Annotated in this window: 1 protein-coding gene; it reads left to right on the forward strand. The window is 52.9% G+C overall.

Features of this window, described 5'->3' with window-relative positions; all coding sequences use genetic code 11:
* Positions 1-206: hypothetical protein (locus B0E34_RS00005; RefSeq protein WP_185117430.1), on the forward strand; the 206-nt coding region annotated here is incomplete at both ends.

Below are 206 nucleotides of genomic sequence, written 5' to 3' on the forward strand. Positions count from 1 at the left end.
GGAGGAAATAATCAGGGACAAGGAAACCGTCCACAAGGACAGGGAGGTCAAGGTGGAAACCGTTTTGGAAATAACCAGGGCGGACAAGGAAACCGTCCACAAGGTCAGGGTGGACAAGGAAACCGTCCTCAAGGACAGGGAGGTCAAGGTGGAAACCGTTTTGGAAATAACCAAGGCGGACAAGGAAACCGTCCTCAAGGTCAGGG

Source organism: Chryseobacterium mucoviscidosis, assembly GCF_002177115.1.
GTDB lineage: Bacteria > Bacteroidota > Bacteroidia > Flavobacteriales > Weeksellaceae > Chryseobacterium > Chryseobacterium mucoviscidosis.